This window comes from Kribbella sp. NPDC051137, assembly GCF_040682535.1.
Classification (GTDB): domain Bacteria; phylum Actinomycetota; class Actinomycetes; order Propionibacteriales; family Kribbellaceae; genus Kribbella; species Kribbella karoonensis.
On the sequence record NZ_JBFBBI010000008.1, the window covers coordinates 356,113 to 381,278 of the forward strand.

Annotated in this window: 14 protein-coding genes; 8 read left to right on the top strand and 6 right to left on the bottom strand. The window is 67.8% G+C overall.

Translation table 11 applies throughout. The features are described 5' to 3' along the window. Window positions 1–17: 17 nt before the first annotated feature. The 4 genes from AB0M51_RS39800 to AB0M51_RS39815 are packed head-to-tail and all read right to left on the bottom strand — an operon-like array spanning window position 18 to window position 4,496. Window positions 18–1,340, bottom strand: coding sequence for a glycoside hydrolase family 32 protein (locus AB0M51_RS39800; RefSeq protein WP_363753835.1), 1,323 nt, complete (start codon window positions 1,338–1,340; stop codon window positions 18–20). After that, entirely contained in the window at window positions 1,337–2,161 is an 825-nt protein-coding gene (locus AB0M51_RS39805; protein WP_344198772.1) for a carbohydrate ABC transporter permease, read from the bottom strand. The genes AB0M51_RS39800 and AB0M51_RS39805 overlap by 4 nt, the downstream gene beginning before the upstream one ends. Further along, window positions 2,158–3,093 (bottom strand): sugar ABC transporter permease, encoded by a 936-nt coding sequence (locus tag AB0M51_RS39810; protein ID WP_344198770.1) that lies wholly within the window; start codon window positions 3,091–3,093, stop codon window positions 2,158–2,160. Before AB0M51_RS39810 ends, AB0M51_RS39805 begins: the two co-directional genes overlap by 4 nt. Continuing rightward, window positions 3,093–4,496, bottom strand: coding sequence for a sugar ABC transporter substrate-binding protein (locus AB0M51_RS39815; RefSeq protein ID WP_344198768.1), 1,404 nt, complete (start codon window positions 4,494–4,496; stop codon window positions 3,093–3,095). The genes AB0M51_RS39810 and AB0M51_RS39815 overlap by 1 nt, the downstream gene beginning before the upstream one ends. Window positions 4,497–4,634: 138 nt before the next feature. On the opposite strand from AB0M51_RS39815, the gene AB0M51_RS39820 reads away from it, so the two are divergent. The 3 genes from AB0M51_RS39820 to AB0M51_RS39830 all read left to right on the top strand — a co-directional run bounded on the left by AB0M51_RS39820 (window position 4,635) and on the right by AB0M51_RS39830 (window position 8,122). Further along, complete coding sequence (locus tag AB0M51_RS39820) at window positions 4,635–5,684, top strand: LacI family DNA-binding transcriptional regulator (RefSeq protein WP_344198766.1); 1,050 nt, start codon at window positions 4,635–4,637, stop codon at window positions 5,682–5,684. After that, window positions 5,684–7,102 carry a glycoside hydrolase family 32 protein gene (locus tag AB0M51_RS39825; RefSeq protein ID WP_344200692.1) on the top strand — a complete coding sequence of 473 codons (1,419 nt, stop codon included), beginning with the start codon at window positions 5,684–5,686 and terminating at the stop codon, window positions 7,100–7,102. The genes AB0M51_RS39820 and AB0M51_RS39825 overlap by 1 nt, the downstream gene beginning before the upstream one ends. An 81-nt stretch (window positions 7,103–7,183) precedes the next feature. Continuing rightward, window positions 7,184–8,122, top strand: a complete 939-nt coding sequence (locus AB0M51_RS39830) for a family 43 glycosylhydrolase (RefSeq protein ID WP_363753841.1) — start codon at window positions 7,184–7,186, stop codon at window positions 8,120–8,122. A 1-nt stretch (window position 8,123) separates the two neighbouring features. Here AB0M51_RS39830 and AB0M51_RS39835 read toward each other — a convergent pair whose 3' ends face one another. Then, window positions 8,124–12,131 carry an RICIN domain-containing protein gene (locus AB0M51_RS39835; protein WP_363753844.1) on the bottom strand — a complete coding sequence of 1,336 codons (4,008 nt, stop codon included), beginning with the start codon at window positions 12,129–12,131 and terminating at the stop codon, window positions 8,124–8,126. Between the two features lie 157 nt (window positions 12,132–12,288). Between AB0M51_RS39835 and AB0M51_RS39840 the strand changes: the two genes are divergently transcribed. From AB0M51_RS39840 to acs, 5 genes are all read left to right on the top strand, one after another. Next, a complete protein-coding gene (locus tag AB0M51_RS39840; protein ID WP_363753847.1) occupies window positions 12,289–18,624 on the top strand; it encodes an RHS repeat-associated core domain-containing protein in 6,336 nt (2,111 codons plus the stop codon). Window positions 18,625–18,731: 107 nt separating this feature from the next. Further along, on the top strand, window positions 18,732–20,810 hold the full coding sequence (locus tag AB0M51_RS39845) for a hypothetical protein (protein ID WP_363753850.1): 2,079 nt from the start codon (window positions 18,732–18,734) through the stop codon (window positions 20,808–20,810). A gap of 77 nt (window positions 20,811–20,887) precedes the next feature. Next, the gene (locus AB0M51_RS39850; protein ID WP_363753853.1) at window positions 20,888–21,238 is read left to right on the top strand and encodes a DUF3040 domain-containing protein; all 351 of its coding nucleotides are present in this window, start codon (window positions 20,888–20,890) and stop codon (window positions 21,236–21,238) included. Between the two features lie 106 nt (window positions 21,239–21,344). Further along, entirely contained in the window at window positions 21,345–22,007 is a 663-nt protein-coding gene (locus AB0M51_RS39855; RefSeq protein WP_344198754.1) for an acetate uptake transporter, read from the top strand. A gap of 21 nt (window positions 22,008–22,028) precedes the next feature. Then, window positions 22,029–24,143: an acetate--CoA ligase gene (gene acs, locus AB0M51_RS39860; RefSeq protein ID WP_363753857.1), complete on the top strand. Its 2,115-nt coding sequence runs from the start codon at window positions 22,029–22,031 to the stop codon at window positions 24,141–24,143. A 3-nt stretch (window positions 24,144–24,146) separates the two neighbouring features. On the opposite strand, the gene AB0M51_RS39865 is transcribed toward acs, so the two are convergent. Next, window positions 24,147–25,109 (bottom strand): NmrA/HSCARG family protein, encoded by a 963-nt coding sequence (locus AB0M51_RS39865; protein ID WP_344198750.1) that lies wholly within the window; start codon window positions 25,107–25,109, stop codon window positions 24,147–24,149. Window positions 25,110–25,166 lie beyond the last annotated feature (57 nt).

Below are 25,166 nucleotides of genomic sequence, written 5' to 3' on the forward strand. Positions count from 1 at the left end.
GAGGGTGGCGGTTTTGTTCAGCGGTCCAGGGTCCAGAAGTGGGCGTCGGGCGGGGCTTCGAGCTGCCAGGTGGGTGGTGTGGTCGGGTAGACGCGGGTGCTGAGGACGCGGCCGGCGCTGGTGAAGACCTCGAGTACCGAGCCGTCGAGGAAGATCCGGGCGGCGGGACGCCCGGAGGACGGGTCGAACGCGTCGGAGACGCGCATCCGGTCCCGATGGGCGTACGGCGACAGGCTGGCCTCGGTGCGGTCGATCGTCAACGTGTCCGCGTCCAGTTCGATCACCAGCCGCTCGTGCTCGCCGAAGCGGATCACCACCTGCCCCGATCCTTCCGGTACGGCGATCTCGCACTGCGGGCCCGTCGTACAGCCGTCGGCCGGTACGCCGGGGCCGGTGCGGAGCGAGTCGACCGTGGGGACCGGCGCACTCCGGACCGACGAGTCGGCGCCGAGCCGGACCACCCGGGGCAGCGAGATGACTCCCGCCCAGTCGTCCCAGCCGTCGCGGTCACGCCCCTCGGTCAACCAACCGAAGAGCAGCGGGCCGAACCGGCTGTCGCGCATCGCCGACGCGGCGTAGAAGTTCGTCCCGTGATCGACCCGCTGCGGCACGACCGGTGCGTCGACGTCGAACGACAGCACCTCCGCGGGGCCCGCCTCCGGTGACCAGGACGCGACGACCGCGATCCGGCGGCCGTCGAGCGTCAGCAGTTGCGGGCACTCCCAGGCTGCGCCGGTGTCCTCGCCGCCCGCGACACCGCGGGGCAGTTCGGCGAGCGGGCCGACGTACGTCCAGTCGCGCAGGTCGTTCGACCGGTAGAGCGTGATGCTCGCGCCCCGGTCGGCGTACCCGGCACCGACCGCGAGCCACCAGCTCCCGTTCTCCTTCCAGACGAAGGGGTCGCGGAACATGAGCGCGCCGTCCACCGGATCGGGGACCACCTGCCGCGCCGGTCCGAACGACGCGCCGCCGTCGTCCGACACCGCGGTCAGCACAGACTGGTAGGGGCGTTCGTCGACCCGGCCCGAGTAGAACGCCCGGATCCGCCCGTCGTCGAGGACCGTGTTGCCGGACCAGCAGCCGTCGGTGTCCGGCCCACCGGGCTGCGGCGCCATCGCCGGGCGGTGCACCGTCCAGCGCACGTAGTCGGTCGACGTCGCGTGCCCCCACTCGACCGGCACGTGCATGTCCACCGTGGACCGCGACTGGAAGTACAGGTGTACGTCGCCTCCCACCTCGATCGGGCCGTTCGGGTCGTTCAGGTATCCGCGTGGCGGCCGGACGTGGAACGCGGGGCGGAGGTAGCCGGCCGTGAGAGTGGCGGCCTGGACCTGGGTCAACGGGATGCTCCTGCCGTGATGCCTGCGATGAAGTACCTCTGGGCGAAGACGAACAGCACTACGCTCGGCAGGATCGCCAGTACGACGCCGGCGAGCACCACCGAGATCGACCCGGTGCCGAGGTTCCCCTGCAGGCCGACCAGGCCGAGCGGCAGGGTGAAGTTGTCCTGCGACTGCAGGAAGATCAGCGGCCGGTAGAACTCCGCCCAGAAACCGGAGAAGTTCAGAATCGCGAGGGTCGCGATCGCCGGGCCGGCCATCTTGGCGTAGATCATCAGGAAGGTCTGGAAGTGCCCGGCGCCGTCGATCCTCGCGGCCTCACCCAGCTCGCGAGGCATCTGCATGAAGTACTGGCGCATCAGGAACGTTCCGAAAGCGCTACCCAGCGCGGAAACGACCAGCGACAACGGGCTGTCCGAGAGCCCGAGGTACCGGATGATCACGAACACCGGGATGATGATCGTCTGCAGCGGCACCATCATCGTGGCCAGGAAGATCCCGAAGATCACCGAGCGCCCCGGGAAACTGACCATCGCGAACGCGTACCCGGACAGCGTGCAGGTGACGGTCTGCCCGGCCACGATCAGCCCGGTGACCAGCACGCTGTTCACGAAGAACCGGCCGATCGGGATCCGGTCGAAGACCGCGCTGTAGTTGGAGAAATCGGGGTGCAGGGGCAACCATTGCGGTGGGTTGCTGAACGCCTCGGCGGGCGTCCGGAGCGAGGTGGTGACCGTCCACAGCAACGGGCCGAGGGCAACCATCGCCGCGAGGACCAGCACCACGATGCCGGTGATCCGGCCGATCCGGGCGAGACTCATTGGTAGAACACCAACTTCCGTGCCGCGAGGAACTGCAGTCCGGTGATCACCAGGATCGCCGCCAGCAGCACGATCGCGATCGCCGATCCGTAGCCGAACTGCAGGTTCTGGAAGCCCTTCTGGTACATCGAGATCGTCACCGTCGTGGTCGCCGACCCCGGACCGCCCTTGGTCATGATGTACGGCTGGTCGAACAGCTGCATCGCGTTGATCAGGGCAACCACCGCGGCGAACAGGATCGTTGGACTGATCAACGGGATCTTGATCCGGAACAAGGTCCGCAGCGGCCCGGCACCGTCGATCTGGGCCGCCTCCAGGACGTCGGTCGGCACCGACATCAACGAGGCGACGAACAGTACGAAAGTGAACCCGACCTGCTGCCAGACCGCGATCAGCACGATCGTGCTCGCGGCGGCGAACCCGCTGGTCAGCCACGGCACGTTGGGGACGCCGAGCAGCCCGAGGTAGTAGTTCACGACCCCGAACTTGTAGTCGAACAGGTAGCCCATGAAGATCGACACGGCCGCGGTCGATGCCAGCAGCGGCAGATAGAACACCGTCCGGAACAACGTCCGCACCCAGACGAGCTTGCGCTGGTTGACCAGGACCGCGAGCGCCAGACCGATGGTCAGTTGCAGTACGACGATGGCCAGCGCCATCCCGAGCGTCACGCCGAAGGACTTGAGCACCGGCCCGTCGTGGAACAGCTGCTGGTAGTTCTTCAGGCCGACGTACTCCGGGGTCGAGATCACGTCCCAGGAGAAGAACGACAGACCGAGCGACGCGACGATCGGGATCGCGGTGAAGACCGCGACGAACAGCACCGACAGCGCGATCATCGCGAACCCGAACCGCGCCTCCCCGTGCGAGGCCGGATGGCTGCTCCGCCGCTTCACGACCGTCTTCGGTACGTCGGCGGTGACCGCGGACATCAGCTCGCCCCCGCGGCCTTCTCGAGATCCGCCTGCAGCCCGTCCAGGGCGGCCTTGGCGTTCCCCGACGAGATCGCCTGCGTGGTCCGCTGGTTCAGCGCGGTCGCGAGCGCGTTGTAGTACGGCGGCGCCGGGATCGGCGCGGTGTCCGGGTGCTTGGTCAGCGTGTCGTAGAACACCGGCCAGTGCTTCGGCCCGGTCTTGGAGTACCGCGCGGCCGTCACCAGGGACTTCCGGCCGGGGGTCGTCACGTTGCCGGGGAACACCAGCTCGAACGTGTCCGGCTTCACCAGCAGTTTCAGGACCTCCCAGGCCAGGTCCTTCTTCTTCGACGACTTGAAGATCGCGTACCCGCCGGCGCCGAACAGGTGCCGCTGGCTCTTCCACTTCGGGAACATCGTGACGTCGAAGCTGCCGTTCTTCATCCCGGCGTTCGCCAGCCCGCCGGCCCAGAACCCGCCGCCGATCGACATCCCGATCCGGTTCGACGCGAACAGGCCCTGCAGGGTGCCGCCACCGCCGACGTCGGGCGACGGCGAGAGGCCCTTCTTGGTCAGCTGGATCATGTAGTCCAGCGCCTCGACGGTGGCGTCGGAGTTCGCCGTCGGCGCGCCCCACTTCCAGCCGCCCTTCCGTCCGGCGGCGGCAGCGTCACCGGCGTACGCCTTGTTCCACAGCCAGTCGCCGCCGTCGTACTTGCCCTCCTCGAGCAGGTTGGCGTTGTTCGCGTACATGAACGACGTCCAGCTGCCCCACAGCCGGACCACCCAGCCGAAGGCGTTGATGCCCTTGAACCGGGCGATCTTGGTGGCCGCCGACTCGAAGTCGTCCAGCGTCCAGGTCTCGCTCGGCGGTGCGACGCCGGCTCGCTGGAAGAGCTCGGTGCTGTAGAACATGTTCCCGGCGTTGAAGCTGTCCGGGAGCTCCCACAGGTGGCCCTGGTACATCATCGACTCGACCAGCGCCGGGTGGATGTCGGCGAAGTACTCCTTGAGCGCCGACAGGTCCTTGGTGACGTAGTCGTCGAGCGGGATCGCGAGTTCCTTGGACGCCATCAGCTGCAGGCCCTCGGTCGCGACGCTGATGATGTCCGGCGGGGTCCCGGCCGCGATCTGGGTCAGCACCTTGGCCAGGAAGTCGTTCCAGTCGGTGCCGTTGATCGCGGAGATCTCGAACTTGATGCTCGCGTCGAGCTTGGCGATCTGCGGCTGCAGGCGGTTCTGCAGCTGGGTGGCGGCCGCCTGCTCGCCGAAATACAGCATCTTCAGCGACTTCGACGAGCTGCCGCCGTCCTTGCCGCAAGCGGCCAGATCGGCCAGCGCCGCCAGGCTGAGCGAGCCGGCACCGGCCTTCAGCAGAGTCCGGCGGGCGAGCGTGCCGCCGGGCGGGTGAATACCTGACATGGGTTGTCCTCCTTGCACCCAATACGTATTGACTCGGGACCGTAGCAGCGGCTTAGAGTGGGGTCAATACGTATTGGGCCGAACTGTGATAGTTAGTTGTCGGCGGCGACGAGGCCGCGACTGGTAAAAGGGGAACCGATGGCGAAGAAGGCAGCCGGCGGGCCGAAGCGCGTGACGATGACCGATGTCGCGCGGCGCGCGGGGGTGTCGCAGCCGACGGTCTCGTTCGTGCTGAACGACCGGCGTGACGTCGCGGTCGCCGAGGAGACCCGGCGCCGGGTGCTGGAGGCCGCGGCCGAGCTCGACTTCGTCCCGAACCGGGCGGCGCAGCTGCTCCGCTCCAACCGGTCCTTCACCATCGGCGTCGTGACCAGCGGCATCGTCTCCCAGCCGTACGCCGGTCTGATCGTGCTGGGCCTGCAACAGGTCGTCCAGCCGGCTGGATACGTATGCATGGTCGTCGACACCACCGGCGACCCCGGGCAGGGCGACGACGCGGTGGCCAGCCTGGTCGCGCAGGGCGTCGCCGCGATCGTGTACGCCTCGCTCTCGCCGAAGCCGCTGCACCGCAGCCCGCGGCTCGACGGGATCCGGACGATCTTCGTGAACTGCTGGCCGGAGGAGGGGAACGCCGACACGGTGCTGCTGGCCGACGAGTACGCCGGCGGCCGCGCGGCGGCGGCGTCCGTGTTCGAACGCGGGCACCGGGAGGTCGCGTTCCTCGGCGGGATGCGCGACGACTACGCGTGCAAGGAGCGCCGGCGCGGCTTCGACGACGCCGCCCGCGCCGCCGGACTGCGGCCCGCGGACCTGGTGCACCGGTACGGCAACTACCAGATCGGGAACGGCTACGACCTGGCGACCGAGGTGATCAGCGAGCACGGCTCGACCGCGCTGGTCTGCGGCAACGACCGGATGGCCATCGGCGCCCTGCTCGCCCTGCACGCGCTGGGCCTGAACTGTCCCGAGGACGTCAGCATCGTCGGCTTCGACGACCAGCCCGACGTGGCCGACCAGGTCCGCCCCGGCCTCACCACCGCCGCCCTCCCGCACCTCATGCTCGGCCGCCGCGCAGGAGAGCTCGTCCTGGCCGCTCCCGAAGACGCGCCCGCCCGCGAGATCGTCCCTTGCGCCCTGATCGAACGCGACTCCGTCGGAGATCCACGCCCCTCGAAGGGCTCCAAGTGATGCATTGGCGGCCCAGGGTGGGTTTTGTGGGGGATGTGATTCCGTTCTCTCACGACGGGCGGGTGTGGTTGTTCTACTTGCTGGACGAACGACCCGACGATCCGACAGCGGGCCCGAGCGGGATGCCTTGGGCGCTGGTGTCGACAACGGATTTCGTGCACTACGTGGACCACGGCGTCGTACTGCCGGCCGGTGACCGCGACGCCGTCGACTTCGACTGTTACACCGGCAGCGTGGTCGCGGACGGCTCCCGGCTGCACCTGTTCTACACCGGCCACAACCCGCGCCGCGGCTCGGCGGACGGCTCGTACCAGGTGGTGTGTCATGCGGTCAGCGACGGCGACCCGACCCAATGGACCAAGCTGCCCGCAGACACCTTTGGTGCACCCAACGGTTTCGTCCCGCAGGACTGGCGGGACCCCTTCGTCTACCGCACCGCGCCCGGCCAACCCTGGCAGATGATCCTCGCCGCCCGGTACGCCGACGTACCCGATCGACGGGCCGGTGTGGTCGCACGGCTGACGTCTCCCGATCTGGAGCGGTGGGAACTGGCGGCACCCTTGTGGGAGCCGCACCGGTACATCACCCAGGAATGTCCGGACCTCTTCCAGTGGGGCGACTGGTGGTACCTCGTCTACTCCGAGTTCAGCGACGCGTTCCAGACCCGCTACCGCGTCTCCCGCACTCCGGACGGACCGTGGCTCGCGCCGGCCCGTGACTCGGTCGACGGACGAGCCTTCTACGCCGCGAAGACGGTCGAGTTCGAAGGACGCCGGTTCTTCGTCGGCTGGATCCCCACGAGACAAGGGGATACGTGGCAGTGGGCCGGCGACCTCGCCGTACTCGAAGCCCACCAGGAGTCCGACGGCACGCTCGCGTTCGGACTCCCGTCGGAGGTCGTCGCGGCGTACGACGAACCGGAAGACGTCAAGCTGTCACCGCTGGACGGTGCCTCCCCGGACCCCGGTCAAGGAGCCACCGACCGCTACGCCTCCTGGATCGGCGACGTCGTCCCGCCGCATTGCCTGATCACGCTGACCGTCGACGTCGCGCCGGGCACCCATTCGTTCGGCCTTCTGCTGCACGCCACCGAGGACGGCGAGCAAGCCGCAGTCCTCCGCCTCGAACCTCACCGCAACCGCCTGGTCCTCGATCAGTGGCCTCGCGGCCGTACCGGCCCCGCCCAATGGCAGATCCACGGTGACGTCCCGCACGCCGTAGACCTCGAACGCCCCTGCCCTCTCCCACCCGGCCGCCACACCCTCCAGGTCCTACTGGACGGGCCGACCGCACAGGCAGTGGTCGACCACCGCATAGCCCTCAGCTTCCGAACCGAGCCCTCCGGACGGGTGGGGCTGTTCGTCACGGATGGTGCTGTGGAGGTTGTGGATCTTCAGGTGGCCCGCACCGGGAGTTAGATTGCAGCGCCTCGTCGCCCAATCTCTCGGAGGTTCGCTGTGCGTCGTACAACTCTTGCTCTGTCGGTAGCCATCGCGAGTGTGGCAGCCGCCGTCGGCCTGGTAGCCATGCACCCACGTGCGGAGGCGGCCGTCACCGCCACCAGCAGCGTGCACCGCGTAGGTACCGAAGACTTCGCGGATCCAGGCTTCGCCCACTTCGGCTCGAAGTACTACCTCTTCCGCACCGGCGCCGGCTACGGCACCCGCTGGACAACGTCGACCGGTTGGTCGGCGATCCACAAGTCGATGACCGCGATCCCGGCCTGGGTCGACCACGCCAAGCCGCTCCTCTGGGCGCCCGAGGTCTTCCAGAGCTCGGACAGCCACGGCGCTCTCTACGTCATGTACTTCACCGGCGAGTCCGCCTCCCGCCACGTGCACTGCATCGGCGTCGCCACCTCCCGCAACCCCGCCGGCACCTACACCCCGGGTTCGAAGCCGGTCGTCTGCTCCCCGTGGGTCTCCCGCGGGTACGAGGCGATCGACCCCGCGGCGTACCGCGCCAAGGACGGCAAGCGGTACCTGATCTACAAGAGCGACTACAAGAACGCCTCCGGCTTCCAGATCCGCGCCGTCCAGATGGACACCCAGACCGGCACCCGTGTCGTCGGCAGCAGCATCGCGAAGATCGTCAGCTCCACGAAGATCGAGGGCCCGTCGGTGATCGCGCACGGCGGCAGGGTCTGGCTGTTCACCTCCCGCGGCGACTACATCAACTGCTCCTACAACACCGACGTCTGGTCCGCGAGCACGTTCTGGGGCGGCCGCTTCACCCGCGTGAAGACGCTGATGACCACCGCCTCCACCAGGCTCTGCGGCCCCGGCGGCGCAACCGTCATCAACGTCGGCAGCACCACCCGGATCGCCTTCCACGCGTACGTCGACGCCAACCACAACGGCGTCAAGGACTCCAGCACCCGCCAGGCCTACACCGGCGTCCTCAAATGGGACAGCTCCGGCCGCCCCTACCTCGCCTGATTCAGAACTTGTCGAGCTTCCATCGCTGGCACGGGCCGTTCCAGTACGGCCAGGCGATCAAGTGGTCGGCCTTCTGATCCGTGCAGGCCGGGATGTCGAGTGAATACCCGGTACGGACCTGCTGGATGCTGTAGCTGCCGTCGAACGCCGGCTCGATCCGCCAGCGCTGACAGTCGTCCTCGTCGTTGACTGCTACCTCGGTGACGCGCGTTCCCCGCACCGAGGAGCAGCCGTCGATGCCGAGGGCGAGACCGTCCGCGTCGTTGGTGATCCGGTACACATCGTCGCCGAGCGGACGGACGTCCCACTTCTGGCAGGCGCTTGCCGGAATCCAGTCCCAGGTCCGCAGCCCCTGGGCCGGGTCGCAGTTCATCACATCGAGGACGTACTTCTCGACCGACGGCGGCGGCTGCGGCATCGTGGTCTGGATCCGGTAGCGGCCGGTCAGTTGTGGCGTGTTCACGGCCGGCCGGAGGTACCACTGCTGACTGGCCGCGGCCGCGCACGGTACCTGCAGTAGCTTGGCCCCGTTGCCTGTCGAGCCGCCGTCGACTCCGGCACATTTGCCACTGTGTGCGAACCGCAACTGGACGACAGTGTCGTAGCTGCTGCCTTCGACATAGTCCAACAGCACCTGCTGGTTCGAGTTCCCGGTGCACGAGTACTGGAAGACCGGCGTGTTGTCCGCGACGTTCCGGTCCTTGACGTCCAGACATCGCGGTACGCCGTCCCGCGTCGCGCCGTCGGCGTGCACGGTGTGCAGTTCGTACTGCTCGGTGCCTGCGATCTGCTCGAGCCGGAACCGTTGGTGCAGACCACCGAAGCAGTCCCACTGTTGCGCCGGCGCTGTGAGGTCCTGCGCCGCGCCCGCGATCTCCAGGCACTTGCCGCTGCCACGTGACACCAACTCGTACGTCCGGTGCTCGATCGCGAACTTCGGCCCCGTGACCGCGGCGACGGCCTCCTCCCGCCAGCCGGTCGTCGCGGGGCCGAACGCCGTACCGCTGGAGGGAGCCACGGACACGGCGCGCCCGCCCCCCGGAAGCGCCGATGTCAGCGCCGCGTCGTCGAGGTGGTCACCGGTGAAGTCGCCCACGGACAGCGTCGTTGTCAGCGGGTCGACGGTCGCATCATGCCACCACTGCATCGCCGTCATCGCGGTACCGGTCGACCGGAAGACTTCAAGCGTTGTGCCGCCGTCGTCGTAGAGCGCAACGATGTCGTCCTTGCCGTCACCGTCCACATCGCCGACGACCGGCCGGCTGTGTTCCCAGCAGTACCCGCCGACGCCACTGTCCTGCAGTACCGAGGCCGCGGTGCTGAACGACGTGCCGGTCGAGCGGTAGAGCTCGGTGACCGTACGGCAGCCGCCGAGGTTCCGCTGGTTGATCAGATCGGCCTTCCCGTCGCCGTCGACGTCGGCGAGCAACGGTGCGCTCGCGGCGAAGTCGCCGGCGGCGGTTGTTGTGGCCAGCCACTCGACCGGAGCGGCGATCTGAGCCCCGCCTAAGAACACCAGGGTCTTCCAGGTGCCGTCACCGTTGTTCAGCTGCAGCAGGATGTCTGCCGCGCGGTCGCCGTTGACGTCACCGGACGTCATCCGCGCACTGCTCAACGGCCACGCCGCGCCGTCGCTGCTCCAGGCCGGCGTCGAAGCGGCATCGTAGCGACTGCCGTCGGATTTGAGCCGGTACAGGCCGATGCGGTGCCCTGCCTCCTCCCGGAACAATGCCATGTCGGCGCGGCCGTCACCGTCGAAGTCACCTTGTACGGCGCGAGTCCGGAACAAGGGGAACCCACCGTTGTCCCCGGAGTCGAAGCCGATCGTCCCGGTGAACAGGCCGGTCGCTTTCGCCGGCACGTTCCACACCGTGGTGCGGCCGTTGCCTTGGTCGACGACGGCAGTAACGTCGGCCAGGCCGTCCCCGTTCAGATCGCCGCGGACGTGGAAGTCCGGTGTGGCCGCCTTGGCGCTGAGGTTCCATGCCGGGGCCGCTGCGCTGGTGTTGCCGGCCTGATCGACCGCTTTCACGTAGAGCCGCTTCGTCCTTGCGCCTGTCACCGGGTCCGGCCACAGCGTCAGCGGGAGTTGCGCTGTTCCGTCCGCGGCGGCCTTGATCCTCGAGGTGGTCTTCTCGGCCGCGAAGCCCCACAGGTACTCCGCGACGTCGCCGTCCCCGGCGGCGGGACGAAGTGTCACCACCCCGGGCGTACCGACCGGCCGGCCGGCGAGACCGTCGGGAAAGTCCGTCGACGACAGTTGCGGTTTGCCCGGCTTGACCGAGTCGATCCGGAAGTAGCATGGCGAACTCTCCGGTCCGTGGTCGACCCCGTCACCGGCCACACCGTCGTCGCTGTACGCCGATACCCGGTAGGTCTCGCCGTTCGCCAGCACGCCGGCAGGCACCTCCGGCCAGGTGAACGCCGAACCGTTCGTGGTGGCGCCGGAGTCGACCTGGTGCACAACGAGGTTGTCCGACGCGCGCCGGATCAACAGCCGATTGGTGAGCAGGTCGCCGTCCGGGTCCGATGCCACCGCGGCGAACGACGGCTGTGTGCTGCTGTAGAGCGTCGGGGTGCTCGCGGTCCCGCAGGGTCGTGGACGGGCGAAGTTCACCTTGGCCGGCGCCAACGGAATGTTGTTGTACACGACGACGAGCTTGGCGCTGTCCGGATGGAACCTCTTCCACTGCGTCTCGTCGGACTCGTCCGGTGCCTCCAGACCGAGGCTGATGTAGCCGGTCCTGTTGTCGGCGATCGACTGCACCAACGTGGTGAGGTCACCGGAGCTGAAGCCCATCGCCATGTCCGGCTCACCGGCATTGGTCCGTGCATGGCCGGACGCCTCCGCGTTCAGGTAGCGGATCCAGTACCCGGACCGCTCGGCCAGGGACCAGCTGAGCGGGACCGCCGGATCGATCGCCTTGGTCTGCCACAGACGTGTCGGTGTCGGAGTCGACGTCGGACTGTGGTCGAGGACGATGTCGAACTCCGAGCGGACCACACGAGCGCCGTTGATCTGGTCCGTCCGCATCTGGAAGAGCGAACGGTAGACATCCGGGTCCGTCCCCCACGCGGCACCGACCTTGGCGCCCTCGTCGCGGTCCAGTTCCCAGTACGACTGATCCGGGTACTGCCGGTCCACATGGGTCCAGCGGTACTCGGTGCTGGTCATCGACGGGTCGAGGTAGAGCGGGAACCGGGTCGCCGGGGCCGTCAGCAGTGCTCGGTTCGGACGAACAACCAGCACTTGGCCGGATCTCGACGCCGTCATTGTGGCCCTGGACCGTGCCGCGTCCCACATCATCGGCGCACCGGCGCTGAACACGGCCTTCCCGGAGCGGTCGGACACGGTCGTGGTGCCGTCGGCCGCGGTCGTGACGCGCGTTCCGGCCGCGCCACCGAAGGGGAACCTGAACTCGGCGAGGGCAGGGTTCGCCGCCGCAGCACGATTCTTCACCACGAGCACCTCGCGGAACCCCGTCGAGGTGGCCCGCACCTGCAGATCAACGCCCTGGAACACCTCGGGGTACGTCGCGGTGGCACCGGCCAGCACCGGCTTCGGCAAGGTCGATTGCCATCCCATCCGCACCTGCGTCGTCCCGCGGCCCAGCGTGACCAACGCAGTATCGCCGCCACCGGACAGCCGCAGATCGAGCACGCCCGCCCGCGGCTGGACCGATCCGTCCGGCGCGGTGAACAATGTGCTGTCGATCGGCACCCAGCCAGAACCGCTGCGCGCCCGAACCGGGTAGGCGTACTGCTCCAGCCTATGGTCGCCGTTCGGCTGGACGAAGACCTGCGTGGTCTCGGACCGGCGGTCGGCGAGCTCGACGTCCCGCCCGGTCCGCTGTGCAGTCTGCAGCGCGGTCTCGTCTTGGGGGGCCACAACACGTTCGATGTTCACCTCGTCGGCCGAGGCCGCCGCCGGAAGCGGCGAGGCGGCGCCGGACAGCAGGACGGACAGGACAGCGGCGGCGGCCCAGGGCCGGCCGGACAGAGCGGTCATCGTGATCCTCACTGGTCGTGTCCGGAATTCGAGGCTCAGGTTCGCATGCCGGTCCGACCTGCAGAACACATTCGACGGCCGTCGAATGTGTTGCCCGGTGTGCTGTCGCCCGGCGTCAATAGCTTTTGGTACAGACCGCCCACCAAAGGACCGCCCCATGCCTGGAAGCCGGCGTACTCGACGCCTTCGTGCCCACCCTCGACTACGAGCCGCCGTCGCAGGCGTCGCCGCATTGAGCCTGCTCACCTCGCTGCACGGACCGGCCGCGAACGCGGCCCCGCCGCGCAAACCGGCCGTGGCGCCGACCCCTGCCGCCAGACCGAAGTCGGTGCCTGGCCACAACCGCACCGTCGACCCGGGTACGCCGGACCTCGATGCCCAGCGCACGCTGACCGCAACCCCCGCCGTCAAGTGGCCGGCGTCGGCAACCGCAGCCGTGGCCTTACCCCAGCCGGGTGCCCGGACGTCGCTGGCCAAGGCATCCGGTCTGCCTGTCCAGGTCGGTCCGAGCTCGGCAGCCAATCGCGCCGTAGCCCTTGCAGGCAAGGATTCCGCCGGTGCGAAGGCGGCCGTGGCGAGCAGCCCCCGCGCCGTGCGGGTAGAGCTGCTCGGTCACCGGGACGCCGCGCTGTTGTTGCGGCTGAGCAGGACCGACGGCGCCAAGCAAGCGGGGCAGGTCTTGGTTCGCGTCGACTACTCGAGCTTCCGGCACGCCTACGGCGGTGACTGGAGCAGTCGCCTCCGGCTACTCCGGATCCCCGAGTGCGCGCTCACGACGCCCGGTGCGACCGGCTGTTCCGGCACGCCTGTTGCCACGAGCAACGATGGTTCGGGCGCGCTCTCGGCCGACGTGCCGGCGAACTCTTTGCTCGCGGTGCAGGCCGCAACGTCCGGACAGAGTGGTGACACGGCGGCCTCGACGCTGAGCCCGACCGCGACCTGGGAGGCCGGCGGCGCTTCCGGCGACTTCAACTGGAACTACCCGATGAAGGCGCCGCCGAGCCTCGGTGGCCCGCGGCCGGACCTGGCACTCGGCTATTCGTCGGGTGGGGTCGACGGCAGGACCAGCGGCAGCAACAGCCAGGCGTCGTGGGTGGGCGCTGGGTTCGAGTTCACGCCCGGTGGCTCGATCGAGCGCCGCTACGCGTCATGTGCGTCGAAGACGGAGCAGAAGGGCAACAACGGAACCAAGTCGACCGGCGATCTGTGCTGGGCGACCGACAACGCCACGTTCTCGCTGAACGGCAGCGGCGGTGAACTGGTCCGCGACGACTCGACCGGCACCTGGCACCCGAAGGCCGACGACGGCACGAAGGTCGAGCACCTGTTCGGGGCGGTGAACCCGGACCAGGGGCCCGACGGCACCGCGGCCGGCGCCAAGGGCGAGTACTGGGTGATCACCGACAAGAGCGGCACCAAGTTCTACTTCGGGCTGAACAAGCTCCCCGGTGCGACCTCGGAATCGCAGTACACGAACTCGGTCTGGACCGCTCCGGTGTTCGGCAACAACGCCCAGGAACCGTGCAACCGGGCAGCCTTCGCGGACTCGTGGTGCGACCAGGCGTACCGCTGGAACCTGGACTACGTCGTCGACTCGCACGGCAACACGATGAGCCTGTTCTACGACACCGAGACCAACAACTACGCGCGCAACGTGACGGCGACCGCGGTGTCGACGTACACCCGGGCCGGTAACCTGAAGCGGATCGAGTACGGCCAGCGAGACGGCGAGGTCTTCAGTACACCGGCGGTCGCGAAGGTCGACTTCACCACGGCGGATCGCTGTCTGGGGGCCTGTGCCGCGGCGGCCGATTACCCGGACACCCCGCTCGACCAGGAATGCACCAGCACCACGAGCTGCGACAACAGGTTCAGCCCGACGTTCTGGACGAAGAAGCGGCTGACGAAGGTCACCACTTCGGTCTGGCGGGGCAGCTCGTTCGCACCGGTGAGCTCCTGGTCACTGCAGCAGAACTATCTTCAGGGCGACAACGAACGCTCGATGTTGTGGTTGGACGGCATCACGAACACCGGCGAGGCGGGCGGCTCACTGGCCACACCGGCCACGACGTTCGCGGCGGTGATGAAACCGAACCGGATCAAAGGTGCCGACGGCAACTCGACGCTCGAGTGGCCGCGGATCAGCACCGTCACCTATGGCACCGGCGGACAGTTGCGTGTCGAATACCTCGACTCCGACTGCAGCCTGCCCGGCAATGTTCCTGCGCCGGACACCAACGGCATGCGGTGTCTCCCGGTGAAGTGGACCCCGGCCGGGCAGGCCGAGCGCGAGGACTGGTTCAACAAGTACGTCGTCAGCCGCGTCACGGAGGCAGACCTGGTCAGCGGCAACGAACCCGTCGTCACCAGCATCGAGTACCTCGGTACGCCGGCTTGGCATCACGACGACGAGGACGGTCTGGTGGAGGTGGACCGCAAGACCTGGTCACAGTGGCGTGGCTACGAGAAGGTCAAGGTGGTGAAGGGGCTGAGCCCGGCGACGCAGACGGTCACGGTGAACACCTACTTCCGTGGGATGGACGGCGACCAGCTCGCCGACGGCACCGCCAAGGACCGTCAGATCACGGACTCCACCGGCGCGAAGGTTGACGACTCCAATGCCCTCGCCGGTCAGGTTCGTGAACAGCTCACCTACGACGGCAGCACGATCACGGACCGCGCCATCACCGATCCGTGGATGTCGCAGGCGACCGGCACGCGCCAGAACAGTTGGGGGACGACGACCACGTCGCTGCAGATCCAGGAGCAGGCAGTCCGCCAGGACATGGCGGTCGACGGCGGCCGGCGTACCAGCTCGAGTACGAACCTGTACGCCGACAGGGCAGATCCGTCCGGGCTGCCGGTGGGGACGCTGAAGGAGACCAGCAACCTCAACAACGTCGCCGACCCGGCGGACGACACCTGCACTCGCTACGAGTACACCGGCAATGTAGCCGCCGGACTCGCCGAGCTGCCGACCCGCAAGCAGACGGTCTCGGTCAGCTGCGACAAGCCGTGGACCAACGCGCAGGTGCTCGCCGACGACAAGACCGGGTACGACGACCCAGTCGCTGCCCCGACCAAGGGCGATCGAACCACGGAGCAGCGGCTGAGCGGGTTCGACGCGGCTGGAAAACCGACCTACCAGACCGTGTCCACATCGACGTTCGACGCGTACGGTCGCGTTCGTACGACGGCCGACGCGGGCGGTCATGTCACCCGGATGGACTACTCGCCCGCGTCCGGACCGGTCACCAAGACGACCGTGACCCAGCCGAACAACCAGGTCAGCTCCACCGAGGTCGACCCGGCCTGGGGTGAGCCCACCAAGGTGACCGATCCTGCCGGTCGCGCGACCGTGACGCAGCGCGACCCACTCGGCCGCGTGCTCAAGATCTGGACACCGGGGCACAGCACGACCGGTACCCCGACGACCGAGTACGGGTACCGCATCCGACCCGACGGCGCCGGTGTGGTGACCACCAAGACACTCATGGCGGACGGTGGCGTTCAGACCAGCTACGAGCTGACCGACGGACTGCAGCGCAAGATCCAGACGCAGGAGGCGTCGAACGACGGCACCGGCCGGATAATCACCGATTACCAGTACGACTCGCGTGGCCTGCAGGTCAAGCAGAACGGGCCGTTCTACAACGACGCACCGCCCGGCACCGACTACTTCGAACCGGCCGAGGAGGAGCTGCCGGCCCAGAAGCGCACCGCCTACGACGACCAGGAACGCCCGCTCACCGAGACGTTCGTGTCCGCGCAGGAACCGCAGTGGACCACCGTCCACGTCCAGAACGGCGACCGAGAGACGATCGACCCGCCGCAGGGCGAGCAGGCAACCACCAAGATCAAGGACGTCCAGGGGCGGATCGTAGAGCTGCGCCAGTACACCGGCGACTCGGCGACCGGTGCCTACGACAGCACGAAGTACACCTATCACCCGGCCGGTCAGCTCGCTTCGGTGACCGATGCCGCCGGCAACGTCTGGAAGTTCGAGTACGACCTGCGTGGCCGGAAGATCCGGACCGAGGATCCCGACAACGGAGTGATCACCTACACCTACAACGACCTCGACCAGTTGGTGTCGACCAAGGACGCACGCGGTGTGGTGCAGTCCTTCGCGTACGACGACGTCGGCCGGAAGGTCGCGGCGTACAACGGACCCGACCAGACGTCCGCGAACCTGACGGCCCAGTGGAAATACGACACGCTGAAGCCGGGATCGCTGACCAGCACGACGCGCTATGTCAACGGGAACGCGTACGTCAACCGCGTGCTCGGGTATGGCGACGACGGCAAGCCGACAGGTAGCCAAATAGTCGTCCCGGCGAACGAAGGCGCGCTGGCCGGTACCTACACCGTCGGTACGACCTACACGCCGGACGGCCAGCCCGACAAGACGACTTTGCCGGCTGTCGGCGGTCTGCCCGCCGAAACGGTCGACGTTGACTACAACGCGCAGAACCAGCCGGTGACGATGACCGGCGCCGACACCTACGTGACGGGTACTACGTACACGGTGTACGGCGAGACCTCCGAGATCACGATGGCCAAGGACGGCAAGATCGTTCAGCAGACCTACGACTACGACGAGAGCACGCGGCGGTTGAGCCGAAGCATCTTCAAGTCGGAGGACACCAAGTTCAACGATCTGAACTACACCTATGACGACGGTGGCAACCTGACCAAGATCCAGGATGTCGGCAACCCCGGAGAACAGACCGACACGCAGTGTTTCGGGTACGACGGCTACCGGCGAATGACTCAGGCGTGGACGCCCGCCGACGGCAACTGTGCCGCCGACCCTGCCGCGGACAAGCTGGGCGGTCCGGCGCCGTACTGGCAGAGCTGGACCTTCGACAAGACCGGCAATCGCAAGACCGAGACTCGGACCACCACTGCCGGCTCGACGACCAGCGCATACACGTACGGCAGCACGCAGCCGCACGCGGTGACGTCGGTTGCCACCACCGGCATCGGCGGCAACAGTACAGACACCTACACGTACGACGCGGCCGGCAACCTGAAGACACGTTCGCTGGGCGGTGCGGCCCCGGAAACCTTCAGCTGGAACCAGGACGGACGGCTGGCGGCGACGACTGGTACCAAGTCGTCGGCTTACGTCTACGACGCCGACGGCAACCGCCTGCTCCGCAAGGATCCGTCCGGTACGACGCTGTTCCTCGGCGACACCGAGCTGTTGCTGCGACCGGACGGCTCGCTGCTCGGTACGCGCTACTACAGCTACGGCGGTCAGACGATCGCAGTCCGGACCGGCGCGACGCAGCTCAGCTGGGTGAGCTCGGACAACCACAACACCGGCACGGTCTCGGTCGACGCGGTCACCCACGCGGTGCAGAAGCGGCGCACGACGCCGTTCGGAGAGACGCGCGGGACGGCGCCGAGCGACTGGCCGGGCCAGCGTGGCTTCGTCAACGGCACCACCGACGACGTCACCGGGCTGGTGCATCTCGGGGCGCGCGAGTACGACCCGGCGCGCGGTCGATTCATCTCGGTCGACCCGGTCGCCGACTTCAACGATCCACAGCAGCTCAACGGGTACGCCTACGCGAACAACAATCCGGCGAGCTTCAGCGACGCGGACGGCCGGCAGACCGTCACCGAGACGGTCACGGTGATGAAGACCGTCGTGTACATGATCACCAAGCGGATCGTCGAGTATCAGAAGATCCGGATCAAGGTGGTCAGCTACATCATCGTGTTCGGTGCGCTGTCGGCGTTCGCGGCTGCCTTCGGAATGGTCGGCCTGAGTGCGCTCTTCACGATGGCCGTGGTGCACTACAGGACCATCGAGAAGAAGATCGTCCGGATCATCCATCAACTCGCGACGAAGGTGATCAGGCTGATCAAGAAGATCATCCGGTACGTCGGCCCCGACGAGCGGGCGAACCTGAACAACCTGATGAAGACGACCGCGGCTCTCACCGACCCGAGCAAGAGTTCCCAGGGACTGTGGAGGCTCGTCAACCAACTGAACGACTTCGCGCACGCCGCCAACACCTGGGCAGTGCAGGCCAAACTCGCAACCCCGTCCGGCGGCGGCGGGAGCGGCGGCGGTGCTTCGGGCGGTTCTGACTTCGACGCGAAGGATCCGAACGACGAGGGCTTTACGAAAAACATCATCATCGGTTCGTACGGCGCCTTTTACGGCGCGTTCTTCGGGGTGATCTGCATCCCCGCCGCGTGGGCGGCGATCGGCTGTGCGGTCGGGGGTGGCGCGGGCGGCGCGGCAGTCGGTGTAGCGGTTTGGAACTATTCGAACACCGAGACCGGCTTCCACTTCGATCGGTTCCTGGAGGCGAACGGCAAGCTGTTGGTCGGCTCATGGATGGCGAACCATCCCGCGGAGACCAACGTGATCCGGGCCGGCGGCCAGCTGTACCAGAACTGGGCGGACCGGGCACACAAGGGGTATGAGGAAGCGGCGCGGAACGGAACGTTGCAGGACAGGGTGCACGGCTGAGCCGTTGTGAGAAGGGTTGGGCAAAACCAGTTCAGCCCTTCTCACTCAGCGGTTTCACTCCTACGATGCCGGAAAAGCTAAACCGGTATATCTGAAGGAGTGAGGCGATGTCAGATCCGGTGAAGGTCTCTCGGAGGACTCTGATCACGGTCGGCGGTGCCGGGTTGGCGGCGGCGCTGGCCGGGGTCGGCGGTACGGCGGAGGCGGCAGCGGCCGGGGTGGCCGGGGCCGCCGTACCGACGCCGGGGTCGGGCGGGATTCCGCCGGGCCCGTCGACGTACGGGTGGGATCCGGCGGACCTGCTCGACTTCGATCCGGCCACGCATCCGTGGGGGCGGCACCTGCGCTGCCTGGTCCCGCTGGCGCCGCGGATCGCGCCGTTCGCGCCGACCCAGGCGCACCCGGACCTGGACCCCGGCGTCCGGCTGTCGACGCTCAGCCTGGACGACGCCGGCACGATCTACGAGGGCCGCAACCAGCCGATCGGGCTCGAAGGGCATACGTATACACAGCGCTTCTGGCCGTACATCGACGTCTGGGGGACCTGGCACGGGCAGGTGCTGCCGTCGGTGCCGAGCGACGTGGTCGCGGATCCCGGCGCGCCCGGCCGGACGTACGGCGTCATCGACATCCCGAACCCGGGCTGGACCGAGGCCGCGCACAAGAACGGCGTGAAGACCATCGGCGGCTGGTTCTGGCCGCGGTCCGGCGTCGACTTCGGCGAGTTCCTGGTGCAGGCCGCGGACGGCTCGTTCCCGGTCGGCGACAAGCTGATCGAGATCCGCCGGTACTTCGGGTTCGACGGCCTGTTCATCAACCAGGAAGCCACCATCACCGCCGCCCAGGCCGGCAAGCTCCGCGACCTGTTCCGCTACCTCAAGGCCAAGGATCCAGGGTTCTACCTGCAGTACTACGACGCCGACCTGCCGAACGGCGACCTCGACTACCAGAACACCCTGAACGCGAAGAACGTCCCGTGGCTCGGCAGCCCTGGCGACCAGACCGTCGACTCGATCTTCGTCAACTACGGCTGGCCGTACGTCGACCCGGACCTCAGCGGCAGCGCCCGGACCGCGAAGACCGCCGGCTTCGATCCGCGCGCCGTGGCCTTCGCCGGCGTCGAGCACCAGCAGGGCGGCTTCAACCCGGAGGAGTGCTTCACCGACTACGCGTACCCGGGCCACCCGGGACCGGTCTCGGTCGGGTTGTTCGTCGAGGACCAGTTCTGGGCGAACGCGGCGTGGTCCGGCGAGACGACGACAGCGGCCGGGCGGGCGAAGTACCGCGATCTCGAGCAGCGGTTCTGGTCCGGTCCGACCGGCAACCCGGCGACGTCCGGCCGCCTCGAGCCGCGGAAACCGCCGTACCGCACGGACGTCCTGAACTACAGGAAGTGGGACGGGATCGCGCACGGCATCGTCGAGCGGTCGCCGTACGGCGCGCTGCCGATCGTGACGACGTTCAACATCGGCGTCGGCAGCACGTTCTACCTCGACGGCAAGCAGGTCCGCGACGGCGGCTGGGACAACCAGGGCTGCGCGGATCGGTCGCTGACGTGGCAGTACTGGACCGACGGCGTCACGGTGGCGCTCGACGAGAGTACGGCGTACGAAGGCGCGCACAGTCTCGCGCTGTCGGGCACCGGTGTGGTGCACCTGTTCAAGACCGACCTCACCCAGACCGCCGCGACTGAGGTCCGTGTCGTCGCACAAGGCTTGTCCTCGGTGGAGATCGGCGTGACCCGCCGGACGAACCCGGGCAGCATCGAGTGGGCCCGGCTGACCCCGGCGCGACGCTCCGCCGGCTGGACCGAGTACCGCGGCCGCATCGCACGCGACGACGACCGCATCGCCCGGATCTCCTTGCGGACCAGCGGATCCGGCCACCTCGGCAAGGTGTTCCTCGCCGACACCCTGACCGCCGACCTCGCCCCGAACCGGCCAGGATCCTTCACGGTCGCCGACGCCGGTCCCGGTGCCGGCGCCACCCGCCACCTCACCTTCGCGTGGCACCTGCAGGCCGACGCCGCGGCGTACGACGTCCTCCAGAACGGACGCTGGCTGGGGCGTGTGCACCGCGACGTCTTCTTCGCCGAATCCGTGGACCTCACCAACGGTCGGGTGTTCGGCCTGGTCCCGATCGCCGCGAACGGCAACCGCGGACCGGCGGTAACCGCCGCTCTGTAAGACGAAAGGGGACGCCGCCACCGCGGCGTCCCCTGCGCTGTACGCTGTGCGCTTACAGGTGAGGCAGGAGACCCGCGGTGAAACTGAGCGACGACGAAAAGGCGAAACTGGCGGCGCTGGAGCATGCGCTGCGGACGGAAGATCCGCGGCTCGATCACCGTCTCAGCCGGATGCGACTGGGCGGGGTCGCGTCGCTGCACGCGGTGCTCGTGCTCTGTTTCGGAGTCGTCCTCGGGATCGTCCTGGTCACTCTCGGCGACCTGCTCGCCGTTCCGGGGCTCCTGGTGGCCGGTCTGGTACTCACGGCCACCGTGCCGACGCTGGCCGTTGTCTGGTGGGCACGCCGGTATTACTGCCGGTACTGCGCTGGGAAAGCGCCTTCGCCTGCCCGTTGGTGCGCGCGTTGCGCCCGTCCCACGCCTGTCTGAGCGATTCCGATCGGGCCCGTGGTTTCTCGCATTATCGGACTACGCTGAGATGTACGTCACTCAAGGATGGCGCGCGTAGACGTTTGTCCGCGAGAAGGAGTTTGCGATGGCAGACACAGAGCAGGGTTCAGTTGTTCAAGCGCAGGGCACAGCTGTCGAAGCGCCGGCCCCGCAGCAGATCGATCCGGGTGCCCACATCGCCGATCCGGCGCCGTTGGGCCTGGCCGGATTCGCGATGACGACCTTCGTCCTCAGCGTGTTCAACGCGAAGCTGATCAGTAACACGACCCTCGAAGCCGTGGTGCTCCCGCTCGCCCTCTTCTACGGCGGGATCGGTCAGTTCATGGCCGGCATGTGGGAGTTCCGGAAGGGCAACACGTTCGGTGCGCTGGCGTTCAGTTCGTTCGGGGCGTTCTGGTTGTCGTTCGCGGCGTACGTGAAGTTCGTCGCGCCCGGGCTCGGCGCGAACGCGTCGACCGCGACCGGGTTGTTCCTGCTGGCGTGGACGATCTTCACGGCGTACATGACACTCGCTGCGGCACGGGTCAACGCAGCCGTGCTGGCCGTCTTCGTGTTCCTGACGCTGACCTACCTGTTCCTGACGATCGGGGAGTTCGGCACGTCGGCGACCATGTCCAAGATCGGCGGCTGGCTCGGTCTGGTGACCGCGGTCGTGGCCTGGTACACGTCGTTCGCGGGGGTTACCAACTTCACCTGGAAGCGGACCGTGCTGCCGGTGTTCCCGCTGTCACCGGCACCGCATCGCTGATCCGCCGGGAGGTCGAGACAAGTGAATATCGAGAACGAGATTCCTCTCTCAGAGGCGCAGATCGCGGTGCACTGGCGGGAGGAGGGCTACTTCTCGCCGTCTCCGAAGTTCATTGGTCAGGCCAACGCCTCCGATCCGTCGATCCTGGAGCGCTTCGCCGAGGACCGCTTCCCCGAGTGCTTCGTCGAGTACGCCGAGTTGCTCAGCTGGGACACGTACTGGAACACCGTCCTGGACACCAGTGATCCGCCGTTCTGGAAGTGGTTCGTCGGCGGTCGGCTGAACGCGTGCTACAACTGCGTGGATCGGCACCTGCAGGCCGACCGGAACAAGGCGGCGCTCATCTGGGTCCCCGAGCCGGAGGACGAACCGACGAGGGTCGTGACCTATCAGGAGCTCTACCGGCAGGTCAACGAGTTCGCCGCGCTACTGCGTGAGTACTGCGGGCTGAAAACCGGTGATCGGGTCACGTTCCACCTGCCGATGGTGCCGGAGTTGCCGGTCGCCATGCTCGCCTGCGCGCGGCTGGGCGTGATCCATTCGGAGGTTTTCGGCGGGTTCAGCGGCACCGCGTGTGGTGGGCGGATCGCCGACTCCGGCAGCCGGGTCCTGATCACGATGGACGCCTACCAGCGCGGCGGCCAGCTGATCGACCACAAGGTCAAGGCTGACGAGGCGGTGGCCGAGGCGGCCCGGAACGGACAGGAGGTCGACAAGGTCCTGGTTTTCCGTCGCTATCCGGATAAGTACAGCTCGGACACCCCGATGGTCAGCGGCCGGGACGTCTTCGTCGACGATGTCCTCCCCGACTACCGCGGCCGGATCGTGGAGCCGGTGTCGATGCCGGCGGAGGCTCCGCTGTTCCTGATGTACACGAGTGGGACTACCGGCCGCCCGAAGGGCTGCGAGCACTCCACGGGCGGCTATCTGGCCTACGTGACCGGTACGTCGAAGTACTACCAGGACATCCATCCCGAGGACACCTACTGGTGCTGCGCCGACATCGGGTGGATCACCGGGCATTCGTACATCGTCTACGGCCCGTTGTCGCTGGGTACGACGAGTGTGCTGTACGAGGGCGCACCGACGTACCCGGATGCCGGCCGCTGCTGGCGGATCGCGGAGCGGTTGCACGTCGACATCTTCCACACCGCCCCGACCACGATCCGGATGCTGCGCAAGCTCGGTCCGGACGAGCCCGCGAAGTACGACTATCACTTCAAGCACATGACGACCGTTGGCGAACCCATCGAACCCGAGGTCTGGCGCTGGTACCACCAGGTCGTGGGCAAGGGCGAGGCCGCGGTCGTCGACACCTGGTGGCAGACGGAGACCGGCGGGTTCCTCGGCAGCACCCTGCCGGCCCTGCAGCCGATGAAGCCGGGCAGTTGCGGGCCTGGTGCGCTGGGCATCTACCCGGTGATCTACGACGAGGACGGCGGCACGGTCGAGCCGGGCAGCGGGCGTGCGGGCAACATCTGCATCCGCAACCCGTGGCCGGGGGTGTTCCAGGGCATCTGGCACCAGCCCGAGCGGTTCGTCGACACCTACTACCGGAAGTACTGCCGGGACAAGGACAGTAAGGACTGGCACGACTGGCCGTACTTCGCCGGCGACGGCGCGGTACAGGCCGAGGACGGGTACTTCCGGATCCTCGGCCGCGTCGACGACGTGATCAACGTCGCCGGTCACCGGCTCGGCACCAAGGAGCTGGAGTCGGCCTGCCTGACCGTCGACGAGATCGCGGAGGCCGCGGCGGTCCCCGTGGTCGACGAGGACCGCGGCCGGGTGGTGGAGATGTACGTGTCGCTCAAGCCCGGTCTGCGGCCCGGCAAGGAGGTCGAGGACAAGGTGTCCGCGGCCATCGACCGCGAGATCGGCAAGATCGCCCGGCCGAGGCACGTCTGGATCGTGTCGGACATGCCGAAGACGAGATCCGGGAAGATCATGCGCCGGGTGATCGCCGGGATCTCCAACTTCGCCGACGTCGGCGACGTCTCCACGCTGGCGAACCCGGAGATCGTCGACGACATCCGCCACCACGTCCAGCGCGCGAAACTCGACCACGGCGAGGCCCCGCGCGAACTCACCCCCCAGGAAACAGAGGAGATCAACGCGTACGGCGCCGCGGAGTAGTCCCTATTCGAACTCGTCCCGGTGGTTGCCGAGCCAGGTCGCGAAGGACTCCAGGTCCGGGTTCAGTTCGCGGATCTTGGTGAGGTCGCGGGCGCCGGTGAACTGGTCGTGGTTCTCGGCGTAGAACTGGAACATGTTGGCCATCTCGACGGCCATCGGGAACGGGTACTCGCGGTACTCCTCGACGGTCGGGGCGTGGTACATCACCTGCTCGCCGAGTGCCTCGGACAGGGCTTCGGCGTACTGCGTGCCGGTGAGGTGGTCTCCCGCGATACTGATGGTCGCACCAATGAGATCCGGGCGCTTGAGGATTGCGAACGCGCTCCGGCCGATGTCGTCGGAGGACACCCCGGAGAGTCGCCGGTCGCCCATCGGGAACGAGATCGTCAGCGTGCCGTCGGCGTTCCGCGTCGGCCGCATGGCATTGACGAACGCGTCGAAGTAGAAGGTGGTCCGCAGGAACGTCGTCGGCACGCCGTACTTCGTGAACAGCGCGTCGGCCTCGCCCTTCGCGTCGAAGTGCGGGACCTTGTACCGCCCGCCGTCCAGGCTCGGTACGTCGTCCCGTCCGGCGAAGAACGGCCGCGTGTCCTCGAGCGTCGACCAGACCAGGTGCCGGACGCCGGCGTCCCGGGCGGCCCGCGCCGCGGTCTCCGCCTGCTCCAGCTCCATCTCGGCTCTGGTCCGCGCGGCCTCCTGCTCCGGGGTCAGCGGCGCCCAGTAGTTCGTCACCACGTACGCGCCGTACGCGCCCTCGAACGCGGCCCGCACGCTCGCCTCGTCGTCGAGGTCCGCCGCCACGACCTCGGCGCCGGCCGCCGCGAGCTCCCGCGCCTTCGCGGACTCCGGGTTCCGGGTCAGCGCCCGTACGGCGTACTCGCCGGACCGGTCCGCCAGGATCGCCCGGGCCACCGCGCCGCCCTGTGCCCCGGTCGCTCCGACGACGGCGATCAGCTTCGTGCTCATATCCGTTCACTCCCCAGAAGAGTTAGGTTGATGTGTCAACCCTAGCGTCTCGGGTTG